The following is a 14080-nucleotide window of genomic DNA, read 5'->3' on the forward strand; positions in this document are numbered from 1 at the left end:
CCCTCGGAGTGCGCCTCGCTGGCATGCTCCTCGCCGGGCACGAGGGTCCAGTCCCAGAGTTCCAGCACGTCGGGTGGTTCGGTGCCGGCGACGAGGACCCCGCGCCCGCCGGCGTCGCCGCGCCACAGGACAGCTCCGCCGCCGGCGCGAGTGACCTTCGTCCGGGCATGGTGCGGCGGCTCGACGAGCGCGGGGAGCCCGACGCCGAGGGCATCGCTCAAGCGCAGGAGCGTGCCGATGCTCGGGTTCACGGTGCCCTGTTCGACGTTGACGACCATGCGGCGGCTGACCCCCGCAACCTCGGCGAGCCGGTCGAGTGTCCAGTTCCGAGCGTTGCGTTCATGCCGCACCCGGGACCCGATCACTCCCGCGAGCGCGTCAGCATCCAATCCCATCAGTGCAGCATACTGCACTGATCGTGCAGTCATCTACGCACGAAGCTCACTAACCCGGTCGACACCATCCGCATCGTCACACGACCACGTGAGCCGTGTCGAGGTGACGGCGGGCGGCGCTGATCGCGAGACGGGCGTGCTCCTTCGCGCCCACCTGCGCCACGAGCATCGCGCGCGGTATCTCCAGCGCGAACGGAATGCCTGCAGGCAGGGCCGCCAGGATGCCGAGCATGTCGATCTCGCCTTCACCCGGGAAGAGACGCTCGAAGCGTGCCGTGTGGATCAGCCCTGCGGTGGTCGTGGGAATCTCCCCGGGCGCGTCGCACACGTGGGCGTAGTGGAACCACTCGGGTGGAAGCATCCGCAGGTCGTCCACGCTGGATCTCGACCGGGCGAAGTGCAGGAGGTCGACGAGCATTCCGGCGTTGGGTTGGTCGGCCGCCCGGAGGACTCGCGTGGCCTCGGTCAGGTTCGGGGTCTCCGTCCACGACGGGAACTCGAGGTCGATGGTCAGCCCGAGCGGCAACGCCAACTGGCACAGCTCGGCGAACCGATCGGTCTTGCGTGAGAAGTCCGCATCCGGCAGCTGCGTGATGACGTGACGGGCTCCGAGCTCGGCGCCGGCCTCCAGGAAGCGCAGGTAGTCGCGCGGACTGTCTCCCGACGTGAAGCGCGCGAGCTCGATGTCGAGCACTTCGATGCCGGTCGCCGCGAGATGCGTCTTCGTGGCCCGCATCAACGCCGGGTCGTATGCCAGCGGGTAGTGGGGTTCCTGCGCCGTGACCTTGGTCATCCGCACGCCCACATAGCGGTAGCCGGCGGCGGCAGCGGCATCCACCAGTTCAGGAGGCGACAGGCTCAGCGCGGTCAGGTGAGCGAGCGAGTAGTCATGCCGGTCTTCGGATGCCGCCTCGGTCGGTGCTGTCGCCAGCATGCGCAACCGCTGCCGACGATGCGCGGCCATGCGCAACGGAACACTGTGGGGATCACCGAAGCCCGCATAGCCGTTGACGCGCTGGACCACCTCGAAGAAGACGCGCGAGCCCAGCATCTCGGTGAAGAAGTGCAGGAACTCCCCACGCTCGTCGCGGTCGTAGAGGATCGAGTGCTCGCGAAGGCGGTCGACGAACTCGGTCGGCAGGGACAGGCGGGTGTCGAGGTCGTCATAGTAGTTGCCCGGCATCTCGAGGATCGGTGCTCCGCGCTCGCGCATGATCCTCGCGCACTCGATCGCGTCCTCCGTGGCGAAGGCGACGAGTTGCGGACTCGAGACACCGGGCGCCCAATCGCCGCGCCGTAGCGGGGTCGTACTCAGCATGATGCGCACGCGTCCACTCGGATCTCGTGCCGACCAACTGCGGATGAGACCGAAGGGAGCAGTGATCTCCGAAGACGCGCCCGGCTCGAGGCCGAGGACGGCGTGGAAGAACAGGGCGGACTGATCGAAGTCGTCGACCGACTCGGTGATGGACACATGATCGATTCCCCCGAGCATGGGGGAGGGGTCATCCGCTGCACTGGTCCGACTGAAGTCGTCGAGCCACGCACGCTCGCCATCGGAGTTGCAGAAGAACAGCGCCGTGCCGTCGGGGGTGGCCACGGAGTCCAAGTCGGTCTCGTCGGGGGCGCGACGTCGCGCGAGCTTCGGTGCCAGCAGCCGCTCCGCCCGTCGGACCGAGGCGGTCGGGTCCGTGCTCTCGACGGCGAGCGCGCTGATCGATGCGGTGGCCGGCGCGACGGAGCGGTCGGGGGCGAGATTCAGGAGGACCCAAGCACGACCCTGCTCCCACAGTTCCACCGGCTTGGAGCGATGCTGCCCGGCGTGCGCGAACCCGAGCGCGGCGAGGGCGCGCGAGACGAGCGGGGCGGATACCTCGTCAACGGCGAGCTCGGCGAACGCGAAGCCCTCGAGCCGCGGGGCCGGTGGCAGGTGGCCGTGAGGGAACAGCCGGGACGCGTCTCCCGTGCCGCGGGTGGCGGCGGCCTCGGCGAGCGTGAGCATGGAGCGCATCGCATCGGTGGCGGCGTGCCTGGGATCCTCCTGCTGGTAGACATCGTTGAACACCTCGAGCGCGATCGGGCCGGTGTACCCCATGGTCAGGATCCGGCTGAGGAATCCCGCGATGTCGAGCGAGCCCTGTCCGGGGAACATCCGGGAGTGGAGGCTCCACTCGCGAACATCCATGTTCAATCGGGGCGCATCCGCGAGCTGGACGTGGAACACCTTCTCGCCGGCCACCCGGGCGATGACGGCGGGATCGTTCTCGATGGACAGGACGTGGAAGCTGTCGAGGCACATCCCCAGCGCGGGGTGGTCGACGCGTTCGACGATGCGCCAGGCATCCTGGAAGGTGCGGACACGTCCCCAGGGCACGGCCTCGTACGCGAGCCGGAGTCCGCGCTGCTCGGCGCGGTCCGCCAGGAGGTTCAGCTGCTCCGCGGTGAGATCGTCGTCGTCGAGTCCGTTCGCGGTTCTCGACGAGCAGCACACGAGGACGCGCGCGCCGAGTTCGGACAGCAGGTCGAACTTCCGCTCGGCGTGACGCAGGCCGGCGACGAAGAGGTCGGGTGGAACCGTCTCGACGTGGAACGGCTGGTACACGTCGACCGACAGGCCGAGGCTCGCAGCCTCCTCGGCCATTCGGGCGGGCGACCACGGCGACATGACGAGGTCGTACTCGAGCATCTCCACCCCGGCGAATCCGGCCGCCGCCGCGGCGCGCAACTTGTCTTCGAGCGTGCCGGACAGGCACACGGTCGAGATGATGACGTTCTGCGCACCGGGGACGACGTTCATGAGTGAACCTCCTCACGTGCGAGCTATTTCGTGCTGGTGACCGCGGGGCTCAGTGCGTCGCGACGTGTTCGATCTCCTCATCGGGCGAGTAGATGTCGAGGATGTTCCAGTGGCCCGTGGTCGGCGTCGGCACATTCACCATGGACACGTCGATCACGACCGGACTGCCGAGTGCGATCGCGCGCTCGAGGGCCGGCTTGAACTCCGCAGCGGAGTCGACCTTGATGCCGGTGACCCCGTAGGCTTCCGCGATCGCGGCGAAGTTCGTGTACATGGGATCGTCCGCGTTGCCGAAGACCGTCCCGTAGGTGGTGTCGAACGCAGCCTTTTCGAGCCCCGCGATGGTGCCGAAGGCGTTGTTGTTCATCACGACCCAGACGACGGGAACGTTCTCCTCGCGAGCGGTGGCGAGCACCGCCGGGTTCTGTCCGAACCCGCCGTCGCCCACGAGCGAGACGACGACGCGATCCGGGCGGGCGATCTTGGCCCCGACGGCGGCGGGTGCTCCGAAGCCCATGGTCGCGAACCCGCCCGGCGTGAGGAACGTGCCCGGGGTGAGGATGTCGAACTGCTGACCGACTCCGTTCTTGTTCCAGCCCACGTCCGTGGTGATGATCGCATCGGCCGGCAGCACCTCCCGAGTCTCGGAGAGGATTCGTTCGGGTCGCATCGGCCACGCGTCGGAGGACTGGGCAGCCGCATTCTGGAGCTTCACCGTCGCGCGGCTCACGGCGATCTGCGCGAGTAGCTCGTCGCGTCGCACGCCTCCGGGCGCAAGGCGGCGCGCGACTCGGAGGAGCACGGCAAGCGCGGACTTGAGATCGGCCAGTGCGCCGATCTCGAGCGGGTAGTTGCGCCCGAGCTCGGCAGGATCGACGTCGATCTGCATGAGCTTCGTGGCGGGGATGTCGAAGGTGTACTCGGCGTACCACGAGCTCGAGTCGGCTTCGGCGAAGCGGGTCCCCAGTGCGAGGATCCAGTCGGCCGTCCGCGTCGTCTCGTTGGTGAACGCCGTTCCCCAGAATCCCGTCATGCCCAGCACCAGGGCGCTGTCGTCGGGCATGGCGCCCTTGCCCATGAGGCTGTGCGCGATGGGGAGCGACAGCAACGAGGCGAATTCCGCGAGCTCGGATGCCGCGTCGGCAGCGACGATGCCGCCGCCGACGTACAGCACGGGCCTCTCGGCATCCAGCAGGTTCCGCACGATCCGCTCGGCCACCGCTTCATCGAGGCTGGGCTTCACCAGCGAGCGGGTGTTGCCGACCACCTTGTCGAACAGCGCGACGTCGATCTCCGCGGAGAACACGTCCATGGGCACGTCCACGAGGACGGGCCCGGGCCGGCCGCTCTCCGCGAGGGTGAACGCCTTGTCCAGCACCTCGGCGATGAGGTGGGGCTGGTCGACGCGCCACGCACGCTTGACGAATGGCCGATAGATCTCGTACTGGGCCGCGTCGGCGTGGAGGTTGATCTCCTGGTGCGGATGCTTCCCGAAGTAGTGCGTCGGCACGTCGCCCGCGATGACGACCATCGGGATCGAGTCGAGCGCGGCGTTGGCCACGCCGGTCGTGGCATTCGTCAGGCCGGGGCCGAGGTGCGTCAGGACGACTCCGGCCCGCTTGGTCACCCGTGCGTAGCCATCGGCGGCATGCGCGGCGATCTGCTCGTGACGCACGTTCACGAAGGAGATGCGTTCGCTCTTCTCGAGGGCTGCGAGCAGCGCGATGTTCGTGTGTCCGCACAGCCCGAAGACGTGCTCGACCTCGCGTGCCTCCAGGTATCGAACGATCTGGTTTGACACCAGGTCCTTCATGACGTTCTCCTTCATTCTTCGCCTTCGTGCGGGACCGATCGGCGAGCCGGACCCGAGTAGGTGTATCCGATGGACTTCGGCATCGGACCCTTGATGCGGCCTCCCTGCGTCAGCTGCTCGACGGTGTGGGCGAGGATGCCCACCGAGCGCGCGAGGATGAAGACACCGCGCCCGAGCTCCGGGGTGAACCCGAGCTCGCAGTAGATGACGGCCGTCACTCCGTCGACGTTCATGGGAATGGGCTTGGGCCTGCCATCGTTGATCGCGTGCTCGACCGCGCGCCCGATCGTCGCGAAGCGGCCGCTCACCACCCCCTCCTCCGCCGCCGCGTCGACGAGCGCCAGCAGGCGAGGCGAGCGGGGATCGAGCGGATGGAATCGATGGCCGAATCCGGGGAAATAGCGGACGCCCGCGTCACGGTGTCGTTGCAGGACGAGCCGCACCGCCTCCTCGAGGTCGCCCGTTCGTTCGAGCTCGGCGTCGATCTCGAGGTACAACTCCATGCACTGCTGGCCCGGACCACCGTGGACGTCGTCGAGCACGTTGATCGCCGACGCCATCGCGCCGTTGACGGGCAGGCCGCAGGTGGTCGCCATCCGGGCGATCGCGATCGAAGGAGCCTGGGGTCCATGGTCGACGGAGGCCACGAGTGCCGTCTCGAAGAGAGCCGCCTGAGCGCGCGACGGCAGCTCGCCGCGCAGCATGAGCCAGATGGTGTCGACGAATCCGACGTTGCCGATGAGCTCCTGGATGGGATAGCCGCGCAGCGCGATCTCCCCGGGGCTGATGTCGATGATGTCCGTTCGCCACCAGCGACGTGCTTCGTCGACGAGGGCTTCCGGCGACGTTCCGGACATCGGCTCGCGCTCCGCACCGTCGTTCGCCGGTGCGGTCACGGCGCCGCCGCCAGTGTCGCGTCCGCCGACTCGAGCCCGGCGTCGTAGAAGTCCCCGAACAGCTCCTCGTCGGATGGCCGGTCCTCGGCGATGGTGCGCGCGACCCACGTCGTGTTCAGGTAGTGACGGAGCGAGACGTTCTCGGAGGTGATGTTGCCGCCCCACGTGCCGCACCCCATCGACGAGGTCATCGGCATCCCGTTCGTGAAGGATCCCGCATTCGCCTTCGAGTTCGGCTGGCGGACCATGATGCGCGAGACCGGCATGTGCCGAGCGAAGTAGTCGATGTGCGCATCGTCGGTCGAGGCGATGCCGCACGAGTGGCCCTTGCCACCGATGTCGTAGAGCCGCTTCGCGAGTTCGACGCCGTCCTCGAAGCTGCCCTCGTAGGCGTGGACCGCCATCAGGGTGGTCAGCTTCTCCTTGCAGAATTGGCGGTCGTCATCGATGCCATCCCCCTCGACCAGGATGAACCTGCGATCCGCGGGGATGTCGAATCCCGCCGCCCGTGCGAGCGCCTGCGGCGAGACGGCGACCGTGTCGGGCAGACGGTGCCCTTCGTCGTCCCACATCACCGACTGCAGCGCCGCTCGCTCCTCCGACGTCGCGAGGTATCCGCCTTCGGCCTGGAGTGCCTCGAGCATCTCGCGATACCGCCCCGCGGGCACCAGGACGTTCCCGTCCGCCGAACAGCCCGAGCCGAAGTCCGACGTCTTCGACAGCATGCAGTTGCGTGCCGTCTCCTGCAGGTCGGCGGTCTCGTCGACGAACTCGGTCGCGTTGCCCGCCCCCACTCCGTAGGCGGGCGTTCCCGAGCTGTAGGCAGCCCGGACGAGGCCCTGACCGCCCGTGGCGATCACGAGGTCGGATCGCCGCATGATCTCCTGCGACGCCGCGAGGCTCGGCAGCGTGATGCACTGCAGGATGTCGGCGGGCGCCCCCTCCGCCTCCAGCGCCTCGCGCATGAGGCGAACGGTCTCGAAGGTCGTGTGCTTCGACCGCGGGTGCGGGGAGAACACCACGACGTCGCGGGCCTTGATCGCGTAGATGGCGTTGCCGGCAGGGGTCAGGTCGGGGTTCGTCGTCGGGACGACGCATCCGATGATCCCGACCGGCTTCCCGTACTTGACGAGCCCCTTCTCGGGATCCTCCTCGATGATCCCCACCGAGGGACTGCGCAGCGCATCCCGAAGGACGCCGCGGATCTTCATCCGCTTGTTCATGCGGCTGTCGAAGTCACCGAGGCCGGACTCCTCGATTCCCATCCCCACCAGCCGATGGAATGCGGAGCGGTTCGCGACCGCCCACGCGACGGCCTGGATCAGGCGGTCGACGCGAGCCTGGTCATAGGTCGCGACGATCGCGAGCGCGTCCTGCGCTCGGGCGAAGACGTCATCGAGTTCCTGCTCCTGCTCAGGGGAGAGGGACTTGGGTGTTGAAGCGGCCATGACAACTCCGTCCATGGGCATTTGTGCCGACTGCCGCATGGTAGGCACACGCCGTCGTCGTCGACAAAGCGTGTCCCATTGGGCAGAAACGGGGCTCCGGCCATGCAGAGCCGCGGCTGCCGACGGCGGGAGTTGTACCACTCGATGGGTCATGCGGTTGCCCGCCCATGCCCTCAGGGTTAGCGTCCGAGCGCCAGCCGGATTCACCGACCCGCGGATTCACCGATCCCAAGGTCGGAGGAGCCGGGCGGCACCCAGGGCGACGTCGGAAGGGCGAGAGCTCATCCGTCGCCGGATCAACGACGATCAAGGAGTCAACGGATGCGCAAACGACTGACCACGAGGTTGGGAGTCGCGGGAATCGGAGCACTGATGGTGTTCGCGGTCGCCGCGTCACCCGCGTATGGACTGGCGGGCTCCGCCGAACCGGCCCCGCCCGCAGGGCTGACGGGCCTCGAGCCGACCGGCGCCGACATGCCGACCGTCGGCGGTAACCTCGGCAATCAGCACTATTCGGGTCTGACGGATATCACCAAGCAGAACCTGAAGGATCTCGCACCGGCCTGGCGGACGCACCTGTCGGCCGTCGCACCCGCGTCGACCAACGTCGGACAGCAGACGACGCCGATCGTCGTCGGCGGCGTCATCTACCTCGACACGCCGAGCGGCGGCGTCATCGCCGTCGACGGCGTGACGGGGGACGCCATCTGGAAGTGGGACAAGCCCGCCTACGGAACGTCGGGCACTCGGCGCGGCGTCTCGGCGGGCGACGGGAAGATCTTCACCCTGGCCGGCGGCAACCGCGTGGTCGCCCTCGACCAGGCGACAGGCGCTGAGGTGTGGGCGGTGCAGCCCACCGGGCCCAACGGCGAAGACCTCGGCCGCGTCGGCAAGGTCGCGACGGTCTACTCCGACGGAATCGTCTACGCCCACGCTGCGGACGGCGACCGCGGTGCGGTCGTCGCGCTGGACGCGAGCGACGGCCACTACCTCTGGCACTTCTTCGGGGGACCGAAGCGCGGCGAGCTCTTCACGGGCCTGGACGGCGCGACGTTCGACGCGTCGGCGACCTGGGGCCCCGTGCAGGCCGACGGCACGGACTGCGCGGAAGAGGGCGGTGCGACGTCGTGGATGCACGGCGCCGTCGACCCCGAACTCGGCTACTACATCATGACCTTCGGCAACGCGCGCAGCTGCACGTCGTCGCAGAACGCCACGGGGCGCCCCGGCGACAACCTGTTCTCGGACACGATGGTCGCCGTCGACGCACGGACCGGCACGTTCAAGTGGCACTACCAGTCCATCCACCACGATGTGTGGGACATGGACAACGTGCACCCGCCGACGTTGGCCGACATCACGGTCGACGGTGAGGAGCGAAAGGTCGCCTTCTACGGCAGCAAGTCGGGCCACCAGTTCGTCATCGACCGCACCAACGGCGAGCCCGTGCTGCCCGTGACCGAGAAGCCCGTGATCACGGATTCCCGCCAGCACAACGCGGCGACGCAGCCCATGCCGGAGACGCGGCTCCTGCCGGACTGCGTCGTGTGGGAGAAGCTCGACGCCGACAACGTGCCGGGAAACCCCTGGCGCGGTGTGCCGAACTACAACGGGTACCAGGCGGATGCCGAGGGGAACCTCGTGTTCAACCCCGACAGCTACGTCTCGGTCGACGAGCCGTTCCTCGACTATCCTGCGGGTTCGTCGGGACACCGCGAGGGCTGCCTGTACGACCCGCAGTTCGAAGCGCCGATCCTGTCGACGACGAGTCAGAACGGCGGCGGCGACTGGTCGAACAACTCCTTCAGCCAGAGCACGAACCTGGTCTACTTCCCGTACGGCACGAACCCGGTCGCGCACTATGACGGCGCCGCCTCCAACGGCCTGCGTGCCATCGGTCAGTACCAGACCGGCGGCATCCTGGCCTACGACGCGTCCACCGGCGAGGTCGCGTGGCGCAACCACCTCGGCACGGACATGTCGCACGGCCAAGGACCGCTGACGACGGCATCCGACCTGCTCTTCGTCGGACAGATCGATGGCGAGGTCCTGGCGATGGATGCCGCCGACGGCGACGTCCTCTGGAGCTTCCAGACGGGCTCCGGCATCGCATCGGCGCCGGTCACCTACGAGGTCGACGGCGAGCAGTACGTCGCCGTGTTCGCCGCCGGATCGACCAACCCGTACGGGGCGTCCGTCACGCAGGGCGACTCGCTCTGGGCCTTCAAGCTCGGCGGGACCTACACGACCGAGTCGGGAAGCCAGGAGGGACCCGACACGGCACCACTGTCGATCCGTCGGCCGGTGGGCGGTGCGGCCGTCGCCGGTGAGACGGTCGGCAACACGGTGCTCCTCGCACGGACCAGCAGCACTGCCGACACCGCAGCGGCGCGAGACAGCGTGTCGCAGAACGGGATGCAGCCCACCCACCTGCGCGTGCCCGTCGGCACGACGGTGACGTTCCGGAACCCCGGGGCGGAGACGTTCCCGAACTTCCCGAACCTGAAGCCGCATTGCGCGACGCAATTCTTCGAGGGTGAGTTCGACGTCGAGCTGCAGCCGGGAGAGACGTACCAGCACACGTTCGACCGTGCCGGCGAGTACTTCTTCAACGACTGCACCGATCCGCGGCCGACCGGCAAGATCGAGGTCTACCTCGAGCCGCAGGATCTGCGCGGAGCGCTGAAGTTCACGCCGGCCCGGCTCGATCTCGGTTCGGGAACCGGGCTCTTCACCGGTGTGAACGGAACGATCTCGGCCCACTTCGAGCTGCCATCGGGATACAGCTATGAAAGCGGTGCCGTCCTGGTCACTCCGCTCTCACCGGCTCCCATCCCGGCCGCGAAGGTGACGGCCAACAAGAACCGGATCATCGTCCAGTTCGACGCCGCGGACGTCGACAACAACGTGCCGACCGGCGAGGTGAACTTGACCCTGAGGGCCAACGTCCTCAACGCCCAAGGCGTGCAGGAACAACTCTCGTCGAGCGCGACGGTGAGCATCCGGAAGTAGCCGATTCCGACACGACACCGATCCGTCTCCGTCGTCATCGATGGAGGCGGATCGGTCTGTGCGGGCCGTGTCCCATTCGGCGAGACTCGACTTTGCACATGCCGGATGGCAGACCAGAGTCACAGGGGCACAGATGTGCGCGAGCACGCCGGACCCCGCATCAACAGAGAGGTTGACCATGCACCCCGACACCGTGGCGGTGACGCCATGACCGACAAGGAACCGGGGCCGGAGCCCGAGGAGGGCCAGCCCGCCGAGTCTGAGGACGCAACGCGGAAGGCGTCGGAGGCTGCCCTCGGCGACTCGATCTACCCCCATACCGACACCTTCTACGCGGGGCCCGAACTCAACAAGGGTGTCCCGGCCGACCCCGGCTTCATTCGGGTCCTCTCGGCCGTCGAGATCACGCTCGGCGTCACGCTCTTCACCTTGATCGTCTTCGGCGTCATGTATCAGGTGCTGGGACGGTACTTCCCGTCGATCAGCTGGGTCGGCGCCGGCGAGGTCGCCCTGATGTCGATGGTGGCCATGACCTTCATCACGACGGGCTATCTCGTCGGACGCAACGGGCACATCGTGCTCGAGATGTTCGACGACCTCCTTGCCGGATCCCGGCTCTTCGTCGCCTTGCGGGTCGTCTCGGCGGCCCTCATGGTCATCATCAGCCTGGCCCTCGCGTATGAGGCGTTCGTGAAGATCGAGACCGAGTGGGGCAGGCTCAGCGCGGCGATGCACATGCCGATGGGCGTGCTGTACCTCTTCGCCCTCGTCGGCTTCCTGTCGGCCGCGATCCACTCGGCCTTCAAGATCCCGTTCGCGAACCGTCCGGAGCGCAAGCTCGATATCGGCGAGATGGAAGGCTGACACTTGGATCTCTGGCTCTACATCCTGCTGTTCGTCATCCTGCTGCTGCTGAGAGTCCCCGTCGCTTTCGCGATGATCGGGTCGAGCATGCTGTATTTCTACAGCCACGGGCTCTCGGCGGGCTATGCGATCTCGTCGATCGTGAACGGCATCAACAGCTTCCCGCTGCTCGCGGTCCCCCTGTTCATCTTCGTCGGAACCATTGCCAATCATCTGGGCATCGCCACGCGGCTCTACGACCTGGCGCGGGCGCTCCTGCCGCGGCTCCCGGGCAACCTCGCATACGTGAACCTCGGTACTGCGATCGGCTTCTCGTGGATCAGCGGCTCCGCGCTCGCCGATGCCGCGTCGACGAGCAAGGTCCAGATCCCTCAGATGCTCAAGGCGGGGTACCCGTACGGGTTCTCGGCCGGCCTGACGGCATCGGGCTCGCTGATGAGCACCGTCATGCCGCCCAGCATTCCCGCCGTGCTCTTCGCGGCGACCGCGTCCATCTCCACCGGTGCCCTGTTCGCAGGCTCGATCATCCCGGCCATGCTCATGGCGGTCGGGCTGGCCGCCTATGTCTTCTTCTGGGTCCGGCGCCACCCCGACGTCGCGGTGAGCCGGCCCTTCGTCGGCTCGATGCTCGGCAAGGCGGCCGTGCGAGTGATCGGACCGGCGTTGCTCCCCGTGATCATCCTCGGCGGCATCTTCAGTGGGCTGTTCACGCCCACTGAGAGCGCGGGCATCGCGGCGGTGTACATGCTCATCCTCGGTGCGATCTACCGCACCCTGAACTGGCGCGTGTTCTGGAAGTCGGCCAAGGAGACGGTCGTCATCTCGGGCGGGATCCTGCTGATCCTCGGCGCGTCGAACCTCATGGGCCAAGTTCTGGCGCGCGAGCAGGTCTCGCGATTGCTGGGGGAGTGGCTCACGGGATTCACCGACAATCCGGTCGTCTTCCTGCTGATGCTCAACGTGCTGCTGATCCTGCTCGGCATCCCGCTCGAGGCGCCGCCGGTGATCCTGGTGCTCGTGCCGATCCTCATGCCGATCATCGCGCAGTTCGGGATCGATCCAGTGCAGCTCGGCGTCATCATGATCCTCAACCTGATGATCGGTTCGTTGACACCACCGGTCGGCGCAGTGCTGTTCGTCGTCGGCTCGATCACTCGCAGGCCGATGGGAGAGCTCTTCCGCGGCATCCTTCCCTTCCTGATCCCGCTCGGGGCGGTACTGCTGCTCCTGACCCTGTTCCCGGTGATCGTCACGAGCCTGCCGACGTTGCTCGGCCTGATGTAGGAGTCATCCATGTCACGGATGCTTTTCGTGCTGAACGGATCGAACTTGAACATGCTCGGCCTGCGCCAGCCCGAGGTGTATGGCTCTTCGACGCTGGACGATGTTCGTGGCGACTGCGAACGGGTGGCGAGCGAGTTGGGATTCGACCTCTTCTTCGCCCAATCCAATGCCGAGCACGAGATCGTCGAGTGGTTGCACGAGGCATTTCGCCGGCAGGCGACCGTCGTGATCAACCCCGCGGGTTTCAGTTTCCAGTCCGTGCCGATCCTTGACGCCCTCCGAATGCTCACGACTCCGATTGTCGAGGTGCACATCACCAACATCCACGCCCGGGATGCCGTCTACCACCACTCCCTCGTGTCGCCGGTCGCACAGGTGGTCATCGCCGGCGCGGGCGTCTACGGATATGAGCTGGCGATTCGTGCGGCCGACCGGTTGGCGCCCGAGGACGCGTAGCGAGCGCCTGGCAGTCGTGCGACGGGTCAGCTGCGGGCGATCGAGTCGGCGGCTCGGATCCCGAACACGAGTGCCTTCGTCAGCGCTGTTCCGGTCATGTAGGAGGCGCCGTGGAAGCCTCCGACGACCTCACCCGCGGCGTACAGCCCCTCGATGCGGCTTCCGTTTACCCGCTTCACTGCCGCATCGGCCCTGACGCTCAGCCCTCCGTACGTCGAGGTCATCGCGGTCACGGCGGCGTAGGCGTAGAACGGCGGGGTTTCCAGGCGCACCAGCGTGCCCACCCCGTTCACGAGACCCGTCCGTCCGAACGGGTCATCGCGGCGCCCTGACACGATCTCGTTGTAGTGCGCAACGGTGCGCTCCAGCCGCTCCGGCGGGATCCCGAGCTCGCGCCCGAGCGCGGGGATCGTCGGTGCGCTCACGAGGTGTCCGAGCTCCTCGAGGCGCTCCATGTCCGACAGCGGGACGCCGGGCTTCGAACGGGCCCGTACGACGGCGTCGAAGACTTGGAAGCCAGTCCGGCCCGGCTGGCCCAGCACCGCCGACCCGAGGACCTTGTACGACTCGGACTCGTCCGCGAAGCGCTGACCGTGGATGTTGACGAGGATCGCGCCGAGGTAGTTGGCGGTCAACAGCTCGTGCTCGTCGTCGCTCGTTTCCGCGTGCTGGCCGTAGGTGCCGGCGATGTGCCCGATGTCGGCGAGGCCGGCACCGAGCATCCATGCCATTCGAAGCCCGTCGCCGGTGTTGCCGACGCCTCCGTACGGCATGGCGGCAGCCTGATCCGGCACGAACAGGTCGAGCAGCTCGCGCGAGCGCGAGAACCCGCCGCTGGCGAGGACGACGCCTGAGGATGCGATGAGGTCTCCGCTCCCGGACGTGATGCCGATCACCCGGGATCCATCGGTCACGAGGTCACCGGCCGGGTGGCCGGTGAGGATGACGGCACCCGCCGCGACGGCCTCGTCCTCGAGGTGCGCGAGGAGGTCGCCGATGCGGACGAGGTGTGCGCGGGCGACGGTCATTCCGGCACTGACCTTGAGCTCATCGGTCCATGCCCCCGCACGATCGATCGCCGCGACCGCGACGGCCTGCCGGTCGACGAGCGCGCG

Annotated in this window: 10 protein-coding genes; 4 read left to right on the top strand and 6 right to left on the bottom strand. The window is 67.5% G+C overall.

Annotation, left to right across the window (positions count from 1 at the left end; translation table 11 throughout):
- From AC1DY2_RS05935 to AC1DY2_RS05955, 5 genes are all read right to left on the bottom strand, one after another.
- Positions 1 to 395: helix-turn-helix domain-containing protein (locus AC1DY2_RS05935; RefSeq protein ID WP_476761578.1), on the bottom strand; the 395-nt coding region annotated here is incomplete at its 3' end.
- Positions 396 to 471: 76 nt separating this feature from the next.
- Positions 472 to 3192, bottom strand: a complete 2721-nt coding sequence (locus AC1DY2_RS05940; RefSeq protein ID WP_476761579.1) for a TIM barrel protein — start codon at positions 3190 to 3192, stop codon at positions 472 to 474.
- 49 nt (positions 3193 to 3241) lie between these two features.
- Positions 3242 to 5005, bottom strand: coding sequence for a thiamine pyrophosphate-binding protein (locus AC1DY2_RS05945; RefSeq protein ID WP_476761580.1), 1764 nt, complete (start codon positions 5003 to 5005; stop codon positions 3242 to 3244).
- A gap of 11 nt (positions 5006 to 5016) precedes the next feature.
- On the bottom strand, positions 5017 to 5901 hold the full coding sequence (locus AC1DY2_RS05950; protein ID WP_476761581.1) for a citryl-CoA lyase: 885 nt from the start codon (positions 5899 to 5901) through the stop codon (positions 5017 to 5019).
- Positions 5898 to 7349 (bottom strand): aldehyde dehydrogenase family protein, encoded by a 1452-nt coding sequence (locus AC1DY2_RS05955; protein WP_476761582.1) that lies wholly within the window; start codon positions 7347 to 7349, stop codon positions 5898 to 5900. Before AC1DY2_RS05955 ends, AC1DY2_RS05950 begins: the two co-directional genes overlap by 4 nt.
- Positions 7350 to 7670: 321 nt before the next feature.
- Between AC1DY2_RS05955 and AC1DY2_RS05960 the strand changes: the two genes are divergently transcribed.
- The 4 genes from AC1DY2_RS05960 to AC1DY2_RS05975 all read left to right on the top strand — a co-directional run bounded on the left by AC1DY2_RS05960 (position 7671) and on the right by AC1DY2_RS05975 (position 12965).
- On the top strand, positions 7671 to 10361 hold the full coding sequence (locus tag AC1DY2_RS05960; protein ID WP_476761583.1) for an outer membrane protein assembly factor BamB family protein: 2691 nt from the start codon (positions 7671 to 7673) through the stop codon (positions 10359 to 10361).
- A gap of 135 nt (positions 10362 to 10496) precedes the next feature.
- Positions 10497 to 11225: a TRAP transporter small permease gene (locus AC1DY2_RS05965; protein ID WP_476761584.1), complete on the top strand. Its 729-nt coding sequence runs from the start codon at positions 10497 to 10499 to the stop codon at positions 11223 to 11225.
- A 3-nt stretch (positions 11226 to 11228) separates the two neighbouring features.
- Entirely contained in the window at positions 11229 to 12509 is a 1281-nt protein-coding gene (locus AC1DY2_RS05970) for a TRAP transporter large permease (protein ID WP_476761585.1), read from the top strand.
- A 9-nt stretch (positions 12510 to 12518) separates the two neighbouring features.
- Positions 12519 to 12965, top strand: a complete 447-nt coding sequence (locus AC1DY2_RS05975) for a type II 3-dehydroquinate dehydratase (protein ID WP_476761586.1) — start codon at positions 12519 to 12521, stop codon at positions 12963 to 12965.
- A 26-nt stretch (positions 12966 to 12991) separates the two neighbouring features.
- Here AC1DY2_RS05975 and AC1DY2_RS05980 read toward each other — a convergent pair.
- Positions 12992 to 14080, bottom strand: a 1089-nt coding sequence (locus tag AC1DY2_RS05980) for an FAD-dependent oxidoreductase (protein WP_476761587.1), incomplete at its 5' end; no start/stop codon positions are given.

This window comes from Agromyces sp. P1_H4 (assembly GCF_056405255.1).

Coding starts and splice junctions, on each gene's coding strand:
- AC1DY2_RS05940 (WP_476761579.1), bottom strand. CDS start 3,192: ATGAACGTCGTCCCCGGTGCGCAGAACGTCATCATCTCGACCGTGTGC.
- AC1DY2_RS05955 (WP_476761582.1), bottom strand. CDS start 7,349: ATGGCCGCTTCAACACCCAAGTCCCTCTCCCCTGAGCAGGAGCAGGAA.
- AC1DY2_RS05975 (WP_476761586.1), top strand. CDS start 12,519: ATGTCACGGATGCTTTTCGTGCTGAACGGATCGAACTTGAACATGCTC.
- AC1DY2_RS05960 (WP_476761583.1), top strand. CDS start 7,671: ATGCGCAAACGACTGACCACGAGGTTGGGAGTCGCGGGAATCGGAGCA.
- AC1DY2_RS05945 (WP_476761580.1), bottom strand. CDS start 5,005: ATGAAGGACCTGGTGTCAAACCAGATCGTTCGATACCTGGAGGCACGC.